A 22223-nucleotide genomic window follows, 5' to 3' on the forward strand; every position below is an offset into this window, starting at 1 on the left:
ATAACATCCCTTTGTCACTATAATTTGTTCACTTTCTACAGCCTGCCTACTTTTGAAATAAAAAATGAGGAAGAGTATGTATCGAAATGTTTTTTTAGGGGCAATTTTATTGAGTATGCCTTTGGTGGTTTGGTCGCAGCAGGATACGATTGCCGACCAGCGTTTGGAAGAAATTATGGTAACTGCTAAACTCCCGTTGGTAGAAATATCTGCCGGTAAAACAAGTTATCGGATGGATGCATCTGTCACTCAAAGTACGGGCAGTCTTTATGATGTTCTTGCTTCCCTGCCGGGAGTCGTGATAGATTCCAATGGCAATATTTTGTTGAACGGACAAAGCGGTGCAACGATTCTGATGGATGGCAAGCCTACTTATCTTTCGGGAGATGAATTGATGAGTCTGTTGAAATCTACTCCTGCAACTAATGCTGATAAGATAGATTTGATAACCCAGCCTTCCGCACGCCACGATGCGGCGGGAAGCTCCGGGTTGATTGATATACGTACAAGAAAAATAAGGCTGCGCGGTGTGAATCTGGCCTTGAACGGCAATGGCAGTCTTGGACGGACGGGTGGCGGTTATGGCGGCGTTTCCATGAATGTCAGGGAGAATAAGTTCAATCTTTATTTGAATTATTCGTATTATCAGGGAAAGGATGTCATAGACTTGTTTATCGACCGTGCGTTCGAACGGGATGGAGGAAGAATGATGCAGGACTCTTACCGGAAGCGTAGGAATTATTCGCACTATTTTCGTACCGGATGTGATTATTATCTCAATGAACGGACAGTTTGGGGAGTCTCGTTGGGTGGAAACTTTTCCCGGCAAAAGGAAAATGCAGGCATGTTTACGGAAATCCAAGAAATCGGAGTTGCGGGAAATACTTATAGCTATGCGGAGCAAAACCGGAACAATCTTTCTGCCGGGACCAGTATGGTGCATAAGCTTAAAAGAGAAGGGGGAGAACTCAGCGCTTCTTTTGATTATTTCCATTATTACCGTGTTGGAAACCAGTTGATGGATAGTTTTAAGCCCGATACATTGAAAGGGGACATGAAGGGAAATACCGACTTATATGTCGGACAGATAGATGCGGTTTATCCATTAAGTGAGGTTTGGAAGTTGCAGGCCGGAGTCAAAACCTCATTTGTTACGATAGACAATACGGCAGGTTATATGCGTCCGTCGGCTTCCGGCTGGCTGCCGGACGGGGCGCTTGGTTCCCGATTTGTATATGATGAAAATATCAATGCCTCCTATCTGCAAGCCGGCTATGAGAAAGACCGCTTGAAAATCTCAGCGGGTCTAAGGTTGGAACATACCCATGTACACGGGGACTTTGGAGGAAATACACAACAGAAAGACTCTTCGTTTACAACGAATTACTTCCATTTGTTTCCTACCATTGCTTTGCAATACGGTTTGACTTCGGAACATTTGTTTCAGTTTTCGTATGGCAGGCGTATTACCCGCCCCAATTATGGTGATTTGAATCCTTTTACCTACATATTCGATGACTATACCCATGAAGGAGGAAATACAAAACTGCATCCTTCCTTTTCTGATAATATAGAGTTGGGGTATGTGTATCGTGACTGGTTTCAGACGGTTCTCTTTTTCTCGTATACAGATGATGCTATCATGAAGAGCTATCGCGAACAAGAGGAACGGCGTATCTATGTAATGCCTCAGAATCTGTCTTCCTATGTACAGACGGGTGTGCGTGTACATGCTGCCAACCTCTCACCTGCTTCTTTTTGGAAAGTGAATCTGACCGCTATCGGTATTTATAATAATTATGGTTGGACGGAACAAGGGCAGAAAATGAAAAACCGTATGTTTACCCCGATACTCGGCTGCATGAACCAGTTTGCTTTCGCTTCAGTATGGTCGGCCGAACTTTCGGCAAATTATAATGGGCGAATGGCCTACGGACAAGCCACTGTACATCCGGTGCTGGAGGTGAACATCGGTATCCAAAAGAAGATGTTCCGTAACAGATGCACCGTTACCTTGTTTGCCAAGGATGTATTCAACACCAATTATCAAAAAGTAGATATTCGGTCTCCCGGTGTGCAGGCGTTTGTTGACGAACGGCACAACAAACGTGTGCTGGGTATTGCTTTCTCTTGGCGTTTTCAAAAAGGCAGCGATACAAAAGAAAGCAGAAGGAAAAAAGAAATAAATGAAACAAAAAGAGTAAATTTGTAACTACTATGGGCAGACTGTGGAACAAATGGCTGATGCCGGCATTATTTGCCGTGATTCTTTTTCTATGTATTCGTGTGGCGAATGATATTCCGAAACATGAATACTATTGGGAAAGTAATGAGTGGAATTTCATGTTGAAGGATATGCTTGTGGTACTCTTCATGTCTTACCCTATCTTTTTTCTATTGAAGTATTGGCTTTGTTTGTGCCGGAAGCGGAAGTTGGTGTGGTGGCAGGAATACGGGGTGGTTGTCCTGACAGCTCCCGTCTGGTGTCTTCTGACGATGTGGGTTATCCGCTTTTTGATGGGGGTAAGTCTTGATTTATACGATGTGCCTATTCCCGCCATAGTCAGTATGTTGCTTGGCGGCTTCTTCTATATATTCTTGCGTAATCAGATGATACAGAAGGAAAACGAAGCTCAACGCCTGCAATTGGAGAAGATAAAAAATGACCAGCTCCAGACAGAGCTGAAATTCCTTAAAGCACAATATCATCCACACTTTCTTTTTAATGTACTCAATACGGTTTATTTTCAGATAGATGAGAATAATGAGGCTCCACGGCATACTCTTGAGCAATTGTCCGATTTGCTTCGTTACCAATTATACAATGACGGGGAGAAAGTGCAAGTTCGTGTGGAAGTGGAATATCTGAAACAATACATCAGCCTATGTAAACTTCGTGCTACGAAGCGGCTGCAGTTGCAGGTGCATTTCGATGAAATGGAGGCGCAGGTTGAGATTTATCCATTGTTGTTTGTACCGTTGGTGGAGAATGCTTTCAAATATGTGGGAGGGAACTATTTTATAGCTATGGATATGTGTCTGAAAGAAGGCAAGTTGTGTTTTAGTATTGAAAATTCTATACCGGAACCATTAGTGCACCAGAAAGGAAAACATGGAATCGGCATAGAAAATCTGAGGCGCAGGCTGGAGCTGCTATATCCGGAGCGTCATACGCTGGACATAAATAGAGGAGATACTTTGTTTAGAGTAAAACTTGTGATAGAATTATAGGATGAAACAGGTAAAATGTGTAATAACCGATGACGAGCCTACTGCATGTGAAGGATTGCAACGCTATGTGGAAAAGGTGGATTTCCTTTCTTTAATGGGTGTATGTGAAGATGCTATGCAGTTGAACACTCTTTTGCAGACTGAGCAGCCGGACTTGTTGTTTCTGGATATTGAAATGCCTTATCTTTCGGGGCTTGAACTCTTGGCATCTCTTGCCCATCCGCCTCATGTGATTATCACTTCCGCTTATGAGCAGTATGCATTGAAAGGTTATGAACTTGATGTTACGGACTATCTGTTGAAACCGATTTCGTTTGACCGGTTCCTGAAAGCGGTGAATAAAGTACATGGTCTTTTGCAGCAGGAGAAATGGCCGGATGAAGCTAATAATTTTATATTTGTCCGTTCAGACCGTCAGATGCATAAGGTGTTGTTTAAGGATATTCTGGTGGTGGAGGGGCTGGAAAATTACGTCTGTATTTATACGGAAAGCACAAAGCTGCTTGTACGTTCTACCATGAAGCGTATGATAGAGGCTCTTCCTGGTGGAGTATTTCAGCAAGTCCATAAATCATATCTGATAAATTTGGAAAAGATTGAGATGATAGATGGCAATCGGATTATAGTTGGGAGGCATACTGTTCCGGTGGCACGTAATTTCCGCGAGGAGGTGTTTGCACGTATTTTGAAGAATACTTTGTAGTTGCGCAGGAGAAGCTTGTCATGATAAAACTCTGGGCACGAATTACATGGATTTCACGTTTTTTGCTAACCGCAACTGTGAAATTCATGTAATTCGTGCCCGAAAGAAAGTGTCAAAGGCGTATTGCTGCACGTGACTATTATGGCCTTAGTCTATTATTTCAAATCCCGTATACGGAACCAATGCCTTTGGTATGCGGATTCCTTCTGGAGTCTGGTTGTTTTCCAGCAAGGCGGCAACGATGCGTGGCAGAGCGAGTGCGGAACCGTTCAGCGTATGGCAAAGCTCTGTTTTCTTTTCTGCCGTACGGTAGCGGCATTTCAGACGGTTGGCTTGATAAGTGTCAAAATTAGAGACGGAACTTACTTCCAGCCAGCGTTTCTGTGCTTCGGAATACACCTCAAAGTCAAAACAGAGGGCAGCCGTGAAGCTCATATCGCCACCGCAAAGGCGCAGGATGCGGTAGGGGAGTTCCAGTTTTTGAAGCAAACCTTCTACATGGTCCAGCATTTCCTGATGAGACTGTTTGGAGTGTTCCGGCTTGTCGATGCGCACCAGTTCTACTTTGGAGAATTCGTGCAGACGGTTCAGACCACGTACATCTTTTCCGTATGAGCCGGCTTCGCGACGGAAACATTGAGTATAGGCGCAATTCTTGATGGGCAACTGTTTTTCGTCCAGAATCACATCGCGGTAGATGTTTGTTACCGGAACTTCGGCTGTAGGAATCAGATATAAGTCGTCCACTTCGCAATGGTACATTTGTCCTTCTTTATCGGGAAGTTGCCCCGTGCCATAGCCAGAAGCGGCGTTCACCACTGTCGGCGGCATTACTTCTGTATAGCCGGATTTGCGTGCCTCGTCCAGGAAGAAGTTGATGAGCGCGCGTTGCAGTTGTGCACCTTTGCCTTTGTATACGGGGAATCCGGCACCGGTAATCTTAACGCCCAGGTCAAAGTCTATCAAGTCATATTTCTTGGCCAGTTCCCAGTGGGGCAGGGCATCTTTGGGCAATTCGGTTTCCATGCCGCCCATCTTCTCTACCACATTGTCGTCGGCACCGACGCCTTCGGGCACACTGTCATAGGGAACGTTGGGGATGGTGTAAAGTAAAGTCTGCAAATCGTTGGCAGCCTGCTCCATATTGGCTTGCAAGTCTTTGTTGACTTCTTTCAGCTCGGCCACGCGGCTTTTGGCGGCTTCTGCTTCTTCTTTCTTACCCTCCTTCATCAGTTGTCCGATGGATTTGGAGAGTGAGTTGGCTTCTGCCAAGTTTTTATCTAAGATGGTTTGATTGGCTTTTCTTTTGTCATTGAAGTCCAGCACTTGTGCAATGGTTTCTTTCGCATTCTTGAAGTGCTTCTTTTCCAGTCCGCGGAGAACCGCGTCGGTATTTTCTGTAATTTGTTTGATGGTAAGCATATCTTATACTTGTTTTTATGTTATTCGGTTTTGTGAGTGCAAAGATATGGAAAAAACAAATAAAGTGTTGCTTTTGACATGAAAGAAAGGGATGCAATCCATTCGGATTGCATCCCTTTTCCTTATTTCTTGTTCGGAAACTTATGCTTCTGCGTTTTCTGCGGGGATAACAGAAACTGAACGTCTGTCTTCCTTGCCTACTTTGAACTTTACAGTTCCGTCTACTAAAGCGAAAAGAGTGTGGTCTTTTCCCATGCCGATGTTCTCACCCGGGTGGAATTCAGTACCTCTTTGACGAACGATGATGTTACCTGCCTTGCAAGCTTCGCCACCAAATATCTTAACGCCTAATCTCTTGCTCTGTGATTCGCGGCCGTTCTTAGAACTACCGACACCTTTTTTATGTGCCATTTTTTCTTACTGTTTTAATTGATTAAGCTACTACTTCTGTAATTGTTAACTCTGTGAATTGTTGACGGTGACCGTTCAACTTACGATAACCTTTTCTTCTTTTCTTATGGAAAACGAGAACTTTATCGCCTTTTACCATGTTTGATACGACCTGGCAAACAACCTTTGCACCCTCTACAGTGGGAGCACCTACGGTGATGTTGCCGTCTTTGTCTACCAAAAGAACCTTGTCAAACTCTACTGTTGCACCGTTTTCTGCATTCTGGATGTGGTGTACAAACAGTTTTTTGCCAGCTTCTGCTTTGAATTGCTGACCGTTAATTTCTACAATTGCGTACATTTCTTATATTAATGTATAAGTTAGCTCCGTCGGGTGGTCTCTAATCACTTAGAAAGCACTTGGTCGAACCCGGTGCGGAATAATCGGGCACAAAAGTACTCTTTTTATTCTAAATGGGCAAATGTTCTTTTGCTTTTTTATTCTTTTAGTGCAGATTGTACTTTTGGCCTATTGGAGAAAAACTGTTTCATCAAGAAGAGACAATTTATGTAGGGATGGTTGTTGTTACAAGATGAATTTCAGTACATAGATACCGGCCAGCATTAGTGCCATGACGAGGCATGCAAATATGACGAGTAGCACAAGACTGTAAGTCAGCATGAGGATAGTGCGCCAAAAGCTTCTCCACCAGGTGCAGCGGTACAATTGTTTGTAATCGCAACAGAATAGGACGAAAATAAGCCATAAAGGCAGCTCATACAAATCGTCTACCTTTGCACACCCGTTGAAAGGCAGCACGATGATGCTTAGCAGGAGTATCTGGCAAGCTATGTAGGCTTGTATGAATACATGCTCCGTGGTATTGTAGTTTAACTTATATTTCCGGCGTCGGAAGGCAAGTTGGGTAGCAAGTGCAAACAGAGGCAGTGTGGCAATGATGCGGAATGCTTTGTTTCCGTGTCCCCAGCTCTTCATCAGATTCCATACTTTCATTAGGAAAGGAGAGTTCTGGAAGACTTTTTCCAGTCTGTCTCCCACCTCCGAGGTGTCGTTTACAAACTCATCGATGAGGTCGCCATCATCGCTGTTCGATTCGGATACCTGTGTGGCAGAAGTGGAGTCGTTCTTCTCTTCCAGTTTGTTCAGGCTTTTCTCCAGGCTTTTTATAGTGATGGCGAGGGCTCGCTTTTCCTCTTTGCTATAGGTTTTCTCCATCTTTTGGGTAAGCTTCTCTTTAGCGGCAATGATTTCTTCTTTGTCTGTCTGCTCTGTCTTTTCCGTCTTTGCTTTTTTGCTCAGAGCTTCCGGGTCTACCAGTTGCACAGCCATGATATAAAGAGCTGCAAGAATGAAGAGTGTCTGGAACGGGCGAAAATACTCTATACGCTTACCACCGATGAAGTCTCTAATCATGTATCCCGGACGGTAGAGGAGTTCCAGAAGGGTACGTCCAAAACCATTGTCTATATTGAAGAAGCCTCCGGCAATGTTTTTAAGGGCGTTGCTTAGCCGGTAACGTGGAGTGTTTCGGCTTTGTCCGCAACGGTTACAGTAGTTGCCGGTATAGGTGGTGCCACAATTCAGGCAAGTGCAGGTTTCGGTACTCGCAGGAGGAGTTTTCCTTCCTTGTATCAGCTTGATGTGGAATGCACGCAGGCGTACTGCGTAGGGGTGCCACCATGAGTCGATGAAAGTTCTTGCTTTGTTGGGCAGTATCCTTCTTTTTTGGAGGATGCCCCACAATGTCAGTATGAAGACAACCGGGAAGAAGTTGCTGTCGTCGGTCATGTCCAGCTCTTCAATAGCCAACCAAAAGAGTGTCAATAGAAGGAGGATTTGCCAGGCATTTATCCTTTTCTGTTTCCGGGGAGAAGTGGCATACATATTTTCCGGTCGGATGGGGCTTTCAATCTTGAATATGGAGGGATGCTCCTCCTGAACTGCCAGCAGTTCTTCCAAAGTGCTCATTATTTTCCGGTGTGGGTACTTTTCCAATTCTTTGGCAGTGGTTACTCCGTGGGTGACCCCGGCAAAGTCTACTCCGGCCGCTTGGGCTGTTTCCGCATCTATCGTGCTGTCGCCTATATAGAGGGTATCGGTTTTGCTGACATGTAGCCGCTTAATGGCAAGGAGTAGCCCTTCGGGAGATGGCTTGGCGGTTTTCACGTCTTCACCACCCACGATGATGTCTATAAAATCTTCAGGAAAATGCTGGTCGAGGAGTTCCTTGATGCGGAATCGGTATTTGGTCGAGATGATTCCGATGCGGGCGCCAGAGTCCTTTAGTGCAGTCAGTACAGACTTGGTTTCCAGGAAAAGCACCGTATTGACAGTCATATGCGTATCGGCCTCTTTTCGGTATTCTGCCTTGAATCCTGCCAGTTGTCCGGCATCTGTCACGCCGGTGAGGATGGAAAAAGAGTTTTCCAGAGTCTTGCCGATGGTACGTTTGATGTCGTCATCTGTAACCTCTGTATATCCGTGACGGGTCAGTACGTTGCGGAAACAAGTGACGATTCCGCGGGAAGAATCAGCAAGCGTATAGTCAAAGTCGAAAAGATAGGTCGTGTAATTCATTGTGACTTTTTGTGGCAAAGATAGTGTAAAGTATATTTTTACAAAATAAAAAAGAGGATTAATCGGAATTTTGTATTACTTTTGTTTGCATGAATTCTGTTGAAAAAGTGACAAGATGTGTAAGTGTTTTATCCGGTTAGGTTGTTATACTATACACGTTAACCCTATAATGTTATGAATTTGATAAAATCTTGTTGTTTGTTTGTGGTCTTTTCATCCTTTCTGGCATGCACCCCACAAGTGTCGGATGTGAAGAGTATGTCTTATACAGAGTTCGTGAACCCCTTTATCGGTACAGATTTTACTGGAAACACCTATCCGGGTGCCCAGGCACCGTTTGGCATGGTGCAACTCAGTCCTGACAACGGACTGCCGGGCTGGGACCGTATTTCCGGATATTTTTATCCAGACAGTACCATTGCAGGCTTCAGCCATACCCATCTCTCCGGAACCGGCGCTGGTGACTTGTATGATATCTCTTTTATGCCGGTGACATTGCCTTATAAGGAGGCGGAAGCTCCGCTCGGCATTCACTCTTTGTTCTCTCATTCGGAAGAGTCGGCAAGCGCCGGATATTACCAGGTGCGTCTGAAAGATTATAATATCAATGTAGAGTTGACGGCCACCGAGCGTTGTGGCATTCAGCGGTATACTTTCCCCAAAGCCGATGCTGCCGTTTTCCTGAATTTGCGGAAAGCCATGAATTGGGATTTTACCAATGATTCTCACATAGAAGTCGTCGATTCGGTAACGGTGCAAGGTTACCGTTACTCTGACGGTTGGGCACGCGACCAGCGCCTCTACTTCCGTACCCGTTTCTCCAAACCGTTTGTTGTGATGCAGCTCGATACAGCTGCCATAGAGAAAGATGGCAAGCGGATAGGGACATCCGTCATTGCACGATTCGACTTTCAGACTAAGGAAGGAGAACAGATTCTTGTTAGTACTGCCATCTCCGGTGTGAGTATGGAAGGGGCGGCACGTAATTTGGCAGCCGAAGTACCCGATGATGATTTCGACAAATACCTGGCAGCTGTGCAGGATGATTGGAACAAACAATTGTCCCGGATAGAAATAAAATGCGATGACCGTGATGAGAAAGTCAAGTTCTATACGGCTTTGTATCATTCGATGATTGCTCCTACCATTTACAGTGATGTGGACGGTGCTTATTACGGTCCCGACAAGCAAGTGCACCGTGCGGAGAGCTGGACAAATTACAGTACTTTCTCCTTGTGGGACACTTACCGTGCGGCTCATCCTCTCTATACCTTTATTGAGCCGGAACGGGTGAACGATATGGTGAAGTCCTTCCTCGCCTTCTTCGAACAGAACGGTCGCCTTCCCGTATGGAATTTTCAGGGGAGCGAGACAGATATGATGATAGGTTACCACTCTGTACCAGTTATTGTAGATGCCTATCTGAAAGGTATTGGGGACTTCGATGCGAAAAAGGCCTTGGAGGCTTGTGTAGCTACTGCCAATATCGATTCTTATCGTGGCATTGGGTTATATAAGAAATATGCTTATGTTCCTTATAATGTGACGGATCAGTATAATTCGGAAAACTGGTCACTTTCTAAAACACTGGAATATGCATACGATGACTATTGTATAGCCCGTATGGCAGAGAAACTGGGCGATAAGGAGGTAGCGGACGAGTTTTATAAGCGTTCCCGTAATTACCGGAATGTTTACAATCCGGTAAGTTCTTTCATGCAGCCCCGTGATGACAAGGGAGAGTTTATCCGGAACTTCTCGCCGGACGACTATACTCCGCACATCTGCGAGAGCAACGGCTGGCAGTACTTCTGGTCTGTACAGCAGGATATTGACGGCTTGATAGCTTTGACCGGAGGTAAGGAACGGTTTGCCCAGAAGCTGGACAGTATGTTTACCTATAATTCTTCTGCAGATGATGAGCTGCCTATTTTCAGCACCGGAATGATTGGCCAGTATGCGCATGGAAATGAGCCTAGCCATCACGTCATTTATCTGTTCAATGCTGTGGATCAACCTTGGAAAACCCAGAAATATGCAGCCCGGGTGATGCATGAACTCTACCTGAACACTCCTGCCGGTTTGTGTGGCAACGAGGATTGCGGACAGATGTCTGCTTGGTATGTGTTCAGTGCGATGGGCTTTTATCCGGTAGACCCGGTTGGCGGAAAATATGAAATCGGTACCCCCCTATATCCGGAAATGAAGATGCACCTGCCTGGTGGAAAGACCTTTAAGGTACTGGCACCGGCGGTGAGCAAGGAAAATTGCTACATTCAATCTGTCAAACTCAACGGTAAGAGCTATGACAAAAGTTATATTACGCATGAACAGATAATGGATGGAAGTGTTTTCGAATTTGAAATGGGGGATAAGCCAGGTGATGCATGGTACAGCCCCCGATAACCGGCTAAAATATGGATGAACATTTCGACTTGACATATAAATCCCTTTTCCGCAGGTATTATACCAATCTGCTGTTCTACGCCACACGCATTGTGGGGGAAGAAGATGCGGAAGATGTGGTGCAGGATGTTTTCGTGGAGCTGTGGAAGCGGAAAGATACCATGAAGGTGGGAGAGCAGATTCAGGCTTTTTTGTATAGGGCGGTGTATACCCGTGCCTTGAACGTTCTGAAGCATCGGGACATTGTAAGTGGCTATGAGGCTGTCATGCTCGAAATCCATAAAAAGAGGGTTGAGTTCTATCAACCCGACAGCAATGATGTGGTGAAACGGATAGAGGATGCCGAACTCAGAAGGAAGCTGTCCGATGCCATCAATGAATTGCCGGACAAGTGCCGGATGGTATTCAAACTCAGCTATCTGCATGATATGAAGAATAAGGAGATAGCTGATACGATGGGAGTGTCATTGCGTACGGTGGAGGCTCACATGTACAAAGCTTTGAAGTTGCTGCGCGATAAACTGGGGTATCTGAACCTGATGTTGGCTCTGTTTTTCATCGGGAAAGTAAGTGTTTTTGCGAGCAGCGTTGTTTTATTATCATAATGAAGGAAAGAATGAATAAGTTGAATGAGGAGATATTGGCCAAGTTCCTTATGGGTGAATGTACGGAAGATGAACTTCGTGAGGTGAACGCCTGGCTGGAAGGGTCGGGTGAGAATGCACGCGAATTGTTCAGGCTGGAGGAGATTTACCACTTGGGGAGACTGGGGGATACTTCGAATGCACAAGACATAGAAAAGGTCGAAAAGCGATTGTTTAAAAGGTTGGAACAAGAGAAGACGAAACAATACAAGGTACGGAGGATGGTTGGATGGATGCGGTATGCGGCCGTATTTGTGGGCTTCTTCCTTTTGGGTACTTTCGGCTATCTTTTTTATCAGACTTATAGCCAGCCGGAAACATTACTGGCTGTCACCACTCATGATAAGATTAAGGAATTGAAACTGCCGGATGGCACAAAAGTCTGGCTGAATAAAAATACTACCTTGAAATATCCGTATGAGTTTGCAGGGAAGGGAAGAAAGGTTTATCTGGAAGGAGAAGGATATTTTGAGGTAATGAGGAATCCGGAAAAACCGTTTGTCGTACAGAGTGAGGCCATGCAGGTCAGAGTATTGGGAACTGTTTTCAACCTCAAGTCTGACAAGGCTAAGATGTCTGCAGTAGCTACCCTTCTGAAAGGCGAAGTAGAGGTGAAAGGCAATCATGGCGAGGGTATGATTATCCTTGCCCCCGGACAGAAAGCCGAGCTGAACGGAATGACTAGGCGTCTGGTGGTGAAGCAGGTGGATACGGGAATCGAAAACTGGCACAATAATGAGTTTGTCTTTGAGAAGGCTGACCTATACACCATTGCGCGTACATTGGAGAATTCGTATGGGGTGAGGATAATTCTGGCACCGAACATAGATGTAAGCAAGACCTACTCGGGTACACTGAAGAAAAAAGAGAGTGTGGGGGCTGTGCTGAATCTGATAAAGAATGCCATTCCATTGGAGTATAAAATTGTGGGGAACAGTGTTTTCCTCTCCTCAATGAAGTAGGAAGGCCGCACAAATCCGAGATATGACGAGAAGAATTTATTTAATACTAACAACTTTCTAATATTATGCGAAAATTAATCCTATTGTTTCTTTTTGTGAGCAGTTCCTTGTGGCTGCATGCCAAGGACTTTACCCAGTATGTCAGTCCTCTTGTCGGCACGCAGTCTACTTTCGAGCTTTCCACCGGTAATACCTATCCTGCGATCGCACGTCCCTGGGGTATGAACTTCTGGACTCCTCAGACTGGTAAGATGGGTGACGGCTGGCAATACGTCTATACCGCGAACAAGATCCGTGGTTTCAAGCAGACACACCAGCCCAGTCCCTGGATTAACGACTACGGGCAGTTCTCCATCATGCCGGTGGTTGGCAAGCCCGAGTTTGATGAGGAGAAGCGTGCAAGCTGGTTCTCCCACAAGGGCGAAGTGGCACTTCCTCATTATTATAAGGTATATCTTGCCGAACACGATGTGGTTACCGAGTTCACCCCTACCGACCGTGCCGTATTGTTCCGTTTCACTTTCCCTGAAAATGATCATTCATACGTTGTTGTTGATGCCTTTGACAAGGGCTCTTATGTGAAGATACTTCCGGAACAGAATCGTATTATCGGTTATACTACCCGTAACAGCGGCGGTGTTCCCGAGAACTTCAAGAACTATTTCGTGATAGAGTTCGACAAGCCTTTTACTTATAAGGCGTCTGTAGCCGATGGCGTCTTGACCGAGAATAAGGTTGAGCAGGAAGCCGGACACGCCGGTGCTGTTATCGGCTTCAAAACCCGCAAGGGTGAAGTGGTACATGCCCGTGTAGCCTCTTCTTTCATCAGTTTTGAGCAGGCTGACCGTAACTTGAAGGAGCTTGGCAATGACAATTTGGAAACATTGGTTCAGAAAGGTCAGGATGCCTGGAACAAGGTGCTGGGCCGTATTGATGTGGAAGGCGGAACCCTTGACCAGTACCGTACTTTCTACTCATGTTTGTATCGTTCCTTGTTATTCCCCCGTGCATTCTATGAACTGGATGAGGCGGGAAGTCCTATTCATTACAGCCCTTACAATGGTCAGGTGCTGCCCGGTTATATGTATACGGATACCGGTTTCTGGGATACTTTCCGCTGTCTCTTTCCATTCCTTAATCTGATGTATCCGTCAGTGAACAGGCAGATTCAGGAAGGTCTTGTCAACACCTATAAGGAAAGCGGTTTCTTCCCCGAATGGGCAAGTCCGGGTCACCGTGGCTGTATGATTGGCAACAACTCTGCTTCCGTACTGGCAGATGCCTATCTGAAAGGTGTGAAGGTGGAGGATGTGCAGACGCTGTACGAAGGTCTCATCAACGGTACAAAGAATGTCCATCCCGAGGTCTCTTCTACGGGTCGCCTCGGCTATGAGTATTACAATAAGCTTGGTTATGTTCCCTACGATGTGAAAATCAACGAGAACACTGCCCGTACTTTGGAGTATGCTTATAATGACTGGTGCATCTACCGCATGGCAAAAGAGTTGAACCGTCCGAAGAAGGAGCAGAAACTCTTTGCGGAACGTGCCATGAACTATAGGAATGTGTTTGATAAGGAAAGCAAGCTGATGCGTGGTCGTAATCAAGACGGCCAGTTCCAGGCTCCTTTCTCTCCATTGAAGTGGGGTGATGCCTTTACTGAAGGTAACAGTTGGCACTATTCCTGGTCTGTATTCCACGACCCTCAAGGTCTGATAGACTTGATGGGTGGCAAGGAATCTTTCGTGGAGATGCTTGACTCTGTATTTATTGTTCCACCCTTGTTCGATGACAGCTATTACGGCCAGGTAATCCATGAAATCCGTGAGATGACAGTGATGAATATGGGTAACTATGCCCATGGCAACCAGCCCATCCAGCACATGATTTACCTTTATAATTATGCCGGGGAGCCTTGGAAGGCCCAATATTGGCTTCGTCAGGTAATGAACCGCATGTACACTGCCGGTCCCGACGGTTATTGCGGTGACGAGGACAACGGTCAGACTTCCGCGTGGTATGTCTTCTCTGCACTTGGTTTCTATCCGGTTTGCCCTGGTACGGACGAGTATGTACTGGGCGCCCCTCTGTTCCGTAAGGCTACCCTCCATTTCGAGAACGGTAAGTCCCTGACAATTGACGCTCCGGATAACTCACCGGAGAACATGTATATCGAGTCTCTCAAGGTGAACGGCGTGGATTATTCCAGGAATTATCTGACGCATGGCAATTTGCAGAATGGCGGTACCTTGAGGTTTGATATGGGCAGCCAGCCTAATATGAAGAGAGGTACGCAGCCGGAAGATTATCCTTATTCTTTCTCGAATGAACTGAAGAAGTAAAGAATAGTAATAATATAGTAAGAAAAGGGTTGCCTCGAAAATAAGTTGATATATCATTTTGTTATTTACTATCTGTATTATAGGTGTTTTTCTTGAATCAGGTGGAAATAATTATTTACTTCGTTAGTAATATTGAGCAAAATGATATATCAACTTATTTTCGGGGTAACTCTTTTTTTTAGGATTAATGATAAAAAAGATACTTTTTCAGTAAGTGTATTTTCATTGTCTGTTGTTTTATATAGGAATGCGAGAGAATGAATCTCTCGAAGTAATTTATTGTATAACCTATAAATTGTGTTTATGAAAGACAATTATGCTTTTCGGAGTTCGACGTTCATGCGGGCTTTATTAGTTTTGTTGTTCATGGCAGTTTCTATCCAGTGGGGCTTTGCCCAATTAAACCTGAATGTGTCTCGCGGCACATTGAGGACAGTCATTGAACAAATCAAGTCTCAATCCAAGTATCAATTTTTTTATGACGACAAACTGGCTGCGTTGCCGGTAGAAAACGTCAAAGTGAACAATGCGTCTATAGAAGATGCTTTGAATGTTATTCTCAAAGGGAAAGACATTTCCTATAAAGTGGAGGATAACATCGTTTATCTTTCTGAAAAGTCTGCTGCTCCTCAAGAGGGCAACCAACAAGGGAAAGAACGGACGATTACCGGAGTCGTGTCAGATGACATGGGACCTCTGATTGGTGTGAATGTATTGATAAAAGGTACCAGCAACGGGTGCATTACCGACCTCGACGGTAACTTTACGTTGACCACTACGGAAGCGAATCCGGTGATCGTATTCTCTTATATCGGTTATACTACGCAGGAAATTCCCGTGAAAGGTAATGCACCGATTAATGTGATGATGGCCGGAGATACCCAACAGCTTGAAGAAGTTGTGGTTACTGCCCTAGGTATCAAGCGTTCGGAAAAGGCATTGTCCTACAATGTACAGCAGGTGAATACAGATGCCATTACTTCCAATAAAGACGCCAACTTTGTGAACTCATTGAGTGGTAAAGTAGCAGGTGTGAATATCAATGCTTCTTCATCCGGTGTGGGTGGCGTGTCAAAGGTAGTGATGCGTGGTACGAAATCCATCATGCAGTCTTCCAATGCACTTTATGTAATTGACGGTGTGCCTATTTTCTCTGGCCGTGGTACTGCCGGAGGTAAGGAGTTCGACTCCCAGGGATCTTCAGAACCGATTGCTGACATCAACCCGGAAGACATCGAGTCAATGTCGGTCTTGACTGGCGCCGCCGCTGCTGCCTTGTACGGTTCGGAAGCTGCCAACGGTGCCATTGTCATCACTACAAAGAAAGGTAAAGAAGGTAAGGTGAGTCTTACTGTCAGCAGCAATACTGAATTCACCAATCCGTTTGTGATGCCGAGCTTCCAAAACCGGTATGGTACGGGAACCGGTGGTGTGATGAGCACTTCAGGAGCCATGAGCTGGGGAGCTCCTTTGTCTGCAGCCAATAATTACAATTACAGTCCGAAAGATGATTATTTCCAGACGGGTATTGTAGGGACGGAAAGCATCTCTTTGTCAACTGGTACAGAAAAAAACCAGACGTATGCATCGGCTGCTGCCGTAAACTCTAAGGGTATTGTTCCCAACAACAAATACAACCGTTACAACTTCACGGTACGTAATACCACTACTTTCTTGGACGACAAGATGACTTTGGACTTCGGTGCAAGCTATATTCTGCAGAATGACCAGAACATGACGAACCAGGGTACCTACAATAACCCGTTGGTGGGTGCTTATTTGTTCCCGCGCAGCAACGACTGGTCGGATATCAGCATGTATGAGCGCTATGACGCTGCCCGTAAGATTTATACGCAATATTGGCCGGTAGGGGACGAAGGTATGGTAATGCAGAATCCTTATTGGATTAACTACCGCAATTTGCGCCAGAACAAGAAGGATCGCTATATGCTGAATGCCGGTTTGAGCTATAAGATTCTGGACTGGCTGACTGTTTCAGGACGTGTACGTTTGGATAACTCCAATAATGACTATACAGAAAAGTTTTATGCTTCTACCAATACTCAGCTCACCGAGAGTTCTTCACGAGGTCTTTATGGTATTACTAAGACGCAGGACAAACAGTTGTATGCTGACTTCCTGGTGAGTATCAACAAATATTTCGGTGAAGACTGGTCACTCCAGGCCAACGTCGGTGGTTCATTCTCCGATATACGTTCGGATGCAATGAAAACACGTGGTCCGATTGCTGACGGTGGTGATGCTTTCGGTGGTGAACCGGTAGGTCTAACCAACTACTTTGCTATCCAGAACCTGAGTGCCAGCAAGACACAGCGCTTGCAGGAGGGATGGCGTGAACAGACTCAGTCTCTCTTCGCTTCGGCTGAGCTTGGTTACAAGAATACTTACTTCTTGACGCTGACCGGACGTAACGACTGGCCTTCACAGTTGGCAGGTCCCAACTCCAACAGTAAATCATTCTTTTATCCTTCAGTCGGTGGTTCTGTTGTACTGTCTGAACTGATGCCTAACTTGAACAAAGATTATCTTTCTTTTATAAAGGTTCGTGGTTCATGGGCATCTGTTGGTAGTGCTTTCTCCAGATACTTGGCTAATCCTCACTACGAATGGAATTCAAGTTCCGGTCAATGGAGTATCACGACTCAATATCCGTTGTATAATCTGAAGCCTGAGCGTACCAATTCTTGGGAAATCGGTTTGAACATGCGTTTCCTCAAAAATTTTGAATTGGATGTGACATATTACAATGCCAAGACTATGAATCAGACATTCAATCCGCAGTTGCCTGTCAGCGGTTGGTCGGCTTTGTATATCCAGACCGGTGCCGTACGTAACTCCGGTATTGAGTTGTCACTGAACTATAAGAATACTTGGAAGGACTTTACATGGGATACTGGTATAACTTTTTCCAGCAACAAGAATAAGATTTTGACACTGGCAGACAAAGCCATCAACCCCGTTACCGGTGAGTTGTTCTCTTTGAGCACGTTGAATATGGGTGGTTTAGGTGATGCCCGCTTCTTGCTGAAAGAGGGAGGAAGCATGGGGGACCTTTACTCTCTGAGAGATATGAAGCGTGATGCCAATGGACAGATTTTTGTAGACCAGAACGGAGCAGTTGCTACGGAAACCATTACCGATCCTGACAAATACATCAAATTGGGAAGTGTACTTCCTAAGGGGAATTTGGCTTGGCGTAACAACTTCATCTGGAAGAATTTCACAGCAGGCTTTTTGATTTCAGCCCGTTTGGGTGGTGTGGTCTACTCACGTACACAAGCCATGTTGGATTACTATGGTGTGTCTGAGGCTTCTGCGGATGCACGTGATTTAGGTTACGTATTGGTGAATGGCAAGGACAAGGTAAATCCCGAAACATGGTATGGTGTAGTCGGTAGTGGTACAGCTGTTCCCCAATACTATACTTACTCTGCTACCAACGTTCGCCTGCAGGAAGTTTCCTTGGGTTACACTATTCCCAAAAAGTTGTTGAACGATGTGTGTGATATCAAGGTTTCGTTGGTAGGCCGCAACTTATGGATGATTTACAGCAAGGCTCCTTTCGATCCAGAAAGTGTGGCTTCTACCGATAACTTCTATCAGGGAATCGACTATTTCATGATGCCGGCTTTGCGTAACATCGGCTTTAGCTTGAGCTTTAAATTTTAATACCAAACGATATGAAAAAGAGAAATATAATAAATAAATTGATTATTGCTCCATTGGTTATGGGCTTTATGTCCTGCACCGGCAATTATATGGATATCAATTCCAATCCTTATCAACCGGGCGATTTGACTCCCGATGATTATGCACTGGGTTCTGCCATGAGTAACTTGGCAAGTACGGTTATTTCGTCAGACGTCAATACGGCACAATTTACCGATTGTTTGTTGGGCGGACCGTTGGGAGGTTATTTTGCCGATTCAAATGCCGGCTGGTCCAATACAATATCCAATTTTAATGCTACGAATGACTGGACACGCGTATTCTTGATGAGTGACCGTATCATCTCGACATTATATGCTAACTTGAGCACAGTGAAACAAGTATCGGAGAATACCAACAATCCGGTTCCCTATGCTATTGCACAAATCATAAAGGTTGCTGCCATGAGCCGCGTGACTGATACATACGGTCCCATCCCTTATTCCAAGATTGGTCAGGATGGCAAGATAACTATTCCTTATGATACGCAGGAAGAAGTCTACAATGCATTCTTCAAGGAACTGGACGAGTCCATTGAGGTGCTGACCGAGAACAGAAACGCGGCGTTGGTCGCTTCTGCAGACTTCGTATACAGCGGTAATGTACAGAAATGGGTGAAATTTGCCAACTCGTTGAAGTTGCGTCTGGCTATTCGCATTGCCAATGTAAGTCCTGCCAAGGCCAAAGAGATGGCTGAAAGCGCAGTGAATCATGAACTGGGCTTGATTGAAACAAATGCAGACAATGCTACATGGAAGTATTTCGGAACAATCAGCAACCCGCTGTTTATGGCAGTGCGTTATAATGAAGAAGCATCAGGCGGTGATACCCATCCTGCTGCTGACATCATCTGTTACATGAACGGTTACAATGACAATCGCCGCGCCAGCTATTTTGAAGAATCCAAATGGGAGGGAGAGTCTTATGTAGGATTACGCCGTGGTATCGATCTCAGCAAAGCGAGGGAATCTTTCATAAATTATTCACGGGTGAAGATTTCCTCTTCAGACCCTGTGCTTTGGATGAATGCAGCGGAAGTTGCCTTCTTGCGCGCTGAAGCTACTGCAGTCTATGGTTTCAGCATGAAAGGAACTGCGGCTGATTTTTATGAACAAGGTGTCCGCCTTTCTTTTGAACAATGGGGAGCTACGGGGGTAGATAGTTATCTGGCTGATGGAAGCAGTGTCCCTGCCCTTTATAAGGATCCTGCTGGTCTTAATACGTATGAAAAGAACCTTTCAAACATTACCATCAAATGGAATGAGGGAGCATCCAAAGAGGAAAAGCAGGAGCGTATCATTACTCAGAAATGGATTGCTAACTGGCCGTTAGGCAACGAGGCTTGGGCTGATTACCGTCGTACGGGTTATCCCAAACTGTTGCCTGCAACCAGCGAAGGCAATAAGAGTAATGGAATTGTTGACAGCGAGAAAGGTGCACGTCGCATGCCTTATCCTTCTGAAGAATATACAAATAATACTGAAAACGTGCAGGATGCAGTAAGCAATTATCTGGGTGGACCGGACAACATGGCTACTGATGTATGGTGGGCACGTAAATAATAACAATAAATGCTGAATAATTATGAAATTATATAAGAAATCATTTAAAGGAATTGCGCTGGCAGCTTTTTCCGTATTGGCATTGTCTGCCTGCTCCGACTGGACAGATACAGAAAGCATCAATTTGGCAGAACCCGGAATCGACGAACAGTCTCCCGAATTGTATGCCAAGTATCTGAAGAACTTGCAGGAATATAAGAATTCTGACCATAAGATTGTGTACGGCTGGTTTGATAATAGTGAGAAAGTTCCTTTCAGTCGTGGGCAACACATGTCAGATGTGCCTGACAGTCTGGACGTAATTATTGTGACTACTCCCGATTTAGTGGAATTCGAACTGAAAGACATTGTAAGTGTACACGAGAAAGGAACAAAAGTATTCTACTCTATCAGTTATGACAATATCTTGAAGGAACATACCGACAAGGTGAAGGAAGGAACGGAAACGTCCACATTCTCGGCTTATCTTTCTGCTGAGTTGAACAGATTGATTGCTCTGGAAGCTCCTTTCGACGGCATTGTTGCTGAATATCGCGGCAGCAATCCTATCTACATGTCCGAAGCTGACAAGGCTGAAGCAAAGGCAAATCAAGATACCTTTTTCAGTGTGATAGCCAACTGGAAGAGCGCCAATTCGGGTAAGAAGCTGGTGTTCCAGGGGTATCCTGCCAACCTGATAGGTCAGTCTGTACTGTCTTCTTGTGACCATATCATCTTGATTACAAATGATGTCACGGATGTTGCCCAACTGGGGATAGAAGCGCTTCAGGCCTTGATGGCAGACGGTGTTCCGGCTGACCGCTTCATTGTATCGGCATCTACCATCTCTCTGGATACAACTGATAAGACTACCGGATATTACAATGCTTTGAGAGCTCTGTCGGAAGCCGCTTATTGGGTGACAGAGCCGTCTGCTGAGTTTATAAAAGCTGGTTTGGCTATTGAGAACATGCAGAATGATTACTACAATGCAACCAATACCTACCAATACGTGAGAGAAGCTATCAATATTATGAATCCTGCTCCTAAAAAATAAAAGAATATCATGAAACTGAAAAGTATATATTTAGTATCGATGGCATTATTGGCAGGTGTATTTGCTGCTTGTAATGATAATGACGTTGAGAATTTCGATAATCAGGTGTATATCAACAGCTCGGCGATGACCAGCACTGTGTTGTTGAAAAACACAGTTTCCGATACGGAAGGTTCATTCCGGATTTCAATGGCTCGCCCTGAATCACGGGACATAACTATTTCCTTGAAGGCGGACCCTTCCTTGGTAGCTACTTATAACGCCACCTATTATGACACAGCCGAGGCGCTGCCGGAAAATTATTATACGGTAGAAACTCCGCAGGCTACCATTTTGGCCGGTGCTGTCATTTCAGATGACATCACTGTCAGCTTCAAGAACTTGACGGAACTGGACCGTGAGAAGGTATATGTATTGCCGGTTACGGTAGACCAGGCAAGTATCGGAGTCTTGAAGAGCTCCGGTACTATGTACTACGTGCTGAAGGGTGCTGCATTGATTAATACGGTTCCTGATATTACCAAGAATCTGGTTTACGTAACTTGGACCAATCCGGATGTAGCCAATAATATGAATAAACTGACGGCAGAAGCGTTGATTCGCGTAAGCAAGTTCGACAAGATGCTGACTTCCATTATGGGTATCGAAGGCAAGTTCCTGCTCCGTATCGGTGATGCCGGAATTCCTCAGAACCAATTGCAGGTGGCTACAAGCAGTGGCAATGTGACTGATGAGAGTCTGGCTATTCCGACAAATGAATGGACACATATAGCTGTGACCTACGATGCGGATGCAAAAACTGTTATAGTTTACATCAATGGTAAGAATATGTTGGAGACTACTTTGGACTGCGGTGCTGTGAACTGGGGGCAGACTATGACTGATGAAGGTAACGGATTCTGGATTGGTCATTCATACAATCGTGACCGCTGGTTGGAAGGTAACATCTCAGAGGTACGTATCTGGAACAAGGTGTTGACATCAGCAGAAATCAATGCAAAGGACCACTTCTACCAGGTAGATCCGGATGCTGACGGACTGGTTTCTTACTGGAAGTTCGATGAAGGTGCCGGTACTGCCATTCATGACTATAGCGGAAATGAGAACAATGCTACTGCAGTTGAACCATTGACTTGGACTGCTGTGGAACTGCCCGCCAAATAATTTAGTTATACCTTAATTCAAATAAAAAGATAT

At 45.1% G+C, this 22223-nt stretch carries 15 protein-coding genes; 11 read left to right on the top strand and 4 right to left on the bottom strand.

Translation table 11 applies throughout. From position 1 onward, the window contains the following. Positions 1-76: 76 nt before the first annotated feature. Genes H1A11_RS01485 through H1A11_RS01495 form a run of 3 tightly spaced genes read left to right on the top strand, consistent with a single transcriptional unit; the run spans position 77 to position 3934 of the window. Positions 77-2212 carry an outer membrane beta-barrel family protein gene (locus H1A11_RS01485; RefSeq protein ID WP_227186385.1) on the top strand — a complete coding sequence of 712 codons (2136 nt, stop codon included), beginning with the start codon at positions 77-79 and terminating at the stop codon, positions 2210-2212. A 5-nt stretch (positions 2213-2217) separates the two neighbouring features. Next, positions 2218-3231, top strand: a complete 1014-nt coding sequence (locus H1A11_RS01490) for a sensor histidine kinase (protein ID WP_009037054.1) — start codon at positions 2218-2220, stop codon at positions 3229-3231. Between the two features lies 1 nt (position 3232). Then, positions 3233-3934: a LytTR family DNA-binding domain-containing protein gene (locus tag H1A11_RS01495; RefSeq protein ID WP_117965925.1), complete on the top strand. Its 702-nt coding sequence runs from the start codon at positions 3233-3235 to the stop codon at positions 3932-3934. A gap of 147 nt (positions 3935-4081) precedes the next feature. On the opposite strand, the gene serS is transcribed toward H1A11_RS01495, so the two are convergent. From serS to H1A11_RS01515, 4 genes are all read right to left on the bottom strand, one after another. Further along, complete coding sequence (gene serS / locus H1A11_RS01500) at positions 4082-5356, bottom strand: serine--tRNA ligase (protein ID WP_119961246.1); 1275 nt, start codon at positions 5354-5356, stop codon at positions 4082-4084. 141 nt (positions 5357-5497) lie between these two features. Next, positions 5498-5767 (bottom strand): 50S ribosomal protein L27, encoded by a 270-nt coding sequence (rpmA, locus tag H1A11_RS01505; protein ID WP_117601126.1) that lies wholly within the window; start codon positions 5765-5767, stop codon positions 5498-5500. Positions 5768-5789: 22 nt separating this feature from the next. Continuing rightward, entirely contained in the window at positions 5790-6107 is a 318-nt protein-coding gene (gene rplU, locus H1A11_RS01510; RefSeq protein ID WP_005828892.1) for a 50S ribosomal protein L21, read from the bottom strand. A gap of 225 nt (positions 6108-6332) precedes the next feature. Continuing rightward, positions 6333-8345 carry an HAD-IA family hydrolase gene (locus H1A11_RS01515; protein WP_181757630.1) on the bottom strand — a complete coding sequence of 671 codons (2013 nt, stop codon included), beginning with the start codon at positions 8343-8345 and terminating at the stop codon, positions 6333-6335. A 174-nt stretch (positions 8346-8519) separates the two neighbouring features. Here H1A11_RS01515 and H1A11_RS01520 point away from each other — a divergent pair, with 174 nt between their 5' ends. From H1A11_RS01520 to H1A11_RS01555, 8 genes are all read left to right on the top strand, one after another. Further along, on the top strand, positions 8520-10751 hold the full coding sequence (locus H1A11_RS01520; RefSeq protein ID WP_181757631.1) for a GH92 family glycosyl hydrolase: 2232 nt from the start codon (positions 8520-8522) through the stop codon (positions 10749-10751). 11 nt (positions 10752-10762) lie between these two features. Then, positions 10763-11356, top strand: coding sequence for an RNA polymerase sigma-70 factor (locus H1A11_RS01525; RefSeq protein WP_117601122.1), 594 nt, complete (start codon positions 10763-10765; stop codon positions 11354-11356). Between the two features lie 11 nt (positions 11357-11367). Beyond that, the gene (locus tag H1A11_RS01530) at positions 11368-12357 is read left to right on the top strand and encodes a FecR family protein (protein ID WP_165491389.1); all 990 of its coding nucleotides are present in this window, start codon (positions 11368-11370) and stop codon (positions 12355-12357) included. 65 nt (positions 12358-12422) lie between these two features. Further along, on the top strand, positions 12423-14699 hold the full coding sequence (locus H1A11_RS01535) for a GH92 family glycosyl hydrolase (protein ID WP_117965937.1): 2277 nt from the start codon (positions 12423-12425) through the stop codon (positions 14697-14699). Between the two features lie 303 nt (positions 14700-15002). Beyond that, positions 15003-18389, top strand: coding sequence for a TonB-dependent receptor (locus H1A11_RS01540; RefSeq protein ID WP_117965940.1), 3387 nt, complete (start codon positions 15003-15005; stop codon positions 18387-18389). Between the two features lie 11 nt (positions 18390-18400). Continuing rightward, a complete protein-coding gene (locus tag H1A11_RS01545; RefSeq protein ID WP_181757632.1) occupies positions 18401-19990 on the top strand; it encodes a RagB/SusD family nutrient uptake outer membrane protein in 1590 nt (529 codons plus the stop codon). A gap of 22 nt (positions 19991-20012) precedes the next feature. Continuing rightward, entirely contained in the window at positions 20013-21026 is a 1014-nt protein-coding gene (locus H1A11_RS01550; RefSeq protein ID WP_117965946.1) for a glycoside hydrolase family 18, read from the top strand. A gap of 9 nt (positions 21027-21035) precedes the next feature. Continuing rightward, entirely contained in the window at positions 21036-22190 is a 1155-nt protein-coding gene (locus H1A11_RS01555) for a DUF1735 and LamG domain-containing protein (RefSeq protein WP_117965949.1), read from the top strand. Positions 22191-22223 lie beyond the last annotated feature (33 nt).

Source organism: Bacteroides sp. CACC 737 (genome assembly GCF_013874375.1).
GTDB classification, from domain to species: Bacteria; Bacteroidota; Bacteroidia; order Bacteroidales; family Bacteroidaceae; genus Bacteroides; species Bacteroides uniformis.

Coding starts and splice junctions, on each gene's coding strand:
- H1A11_RS01485 (WP_227186385.1), top strand. CDS start 77: ATGTATCGAAATGTTTTTTTAGGGGCAATTTTATTGAGTATGCCTTTG.
- H1A11_RS01490 (WP_009037054.1), top strand. CDS start 2,218: ATGGGCAGACTGTGGAACAAATGGCTGATGCCGGCATTATTTGCCGTG.
- H1A11_RS01495 (WP_117965925.1), top strand. CDS start 3,233: ATGAAACAGGTAAAATGTGTAATAACCGATGACGAGCCTACTGCATGT.
- serS (WP_119961246.1), bottom strand. CDS start 5,356: ATGCTTACCATCAAACAAATTACAGAAAATACCGACGCGGTTCTCCGC.
- rpmA (WP_117601126.1), bottom strand. CDS start 5,767: ATGGCACATAAAAAAGGTGTCGGTAGTTCTAAGAACGGCCGCGAATCA.
- rplU (WP_005828892.1), bottom strand. CDS start 6,107: ATGTACGCAATTGTAGAAATTAACGGTCAGCAATTCAAAGCAGAAGCT.
- H1A11_RS01515 (WP_181757630.1), bottom strand. CDS start 8,345: ATGAATTACACGACCTATCTTTTCGACTTTGACTATACGCTTGCTGAT.
- H1A11_RS01520 (WP_181757631.1), top strand. CDS start 8,520: ATGAATTTGATAAAATCTTGTTGTTTGTTTGTGGTCTTTTCATCCTTT.
- H1A11_RS01525 (WP_117601122.1), top strand. CDS start 10,763: ATGGATGAACATTTCGACTTGACATATAAATCCCTTTTCCGCAGGTAT.
- H1A11_RS01530 (WP_165491389.1), top strand. CDS start 11,368: ATGAATAAGTTGAATGAGGAGATATTGGCCAAGTTCCTTATGGGTGAA.
- H1A11_RS01535 (WP_117965937.1), top strand. CDS start 12,423: ATGCGAAAATTAATCCTATTGTTTCTTTTTGTGAGCAGTTCCTTGTGG.
- H1A11_RS01540 (WP_117965940.1), top strand. CDS start 15,003: ATGAAAGACAATTATGCTTTTCGGAGTTCGACGTTCATGCGGGCTTTA.
- H1A11_RS01545 (WP_181757632.1), top strand. CDS start 18,401: ATGAAAAAGAGAAATATAATAAATAAATTGATTATTGCTCCATTGGTT.
- H1A11_RS01550 (WP_117965946.1), top strand. CDS start 20,013: ATGAAATTATATAAGAAATCATTTAAAGGAATTGCGCTGGCAGCTTTT.
- H1A11_RS01555 (WP_117965949.1), top strand. CDS start 21,036: ATGAAACTGAAAAGTATATATTTAGTATCGATGGCATTATTGGCAGGT.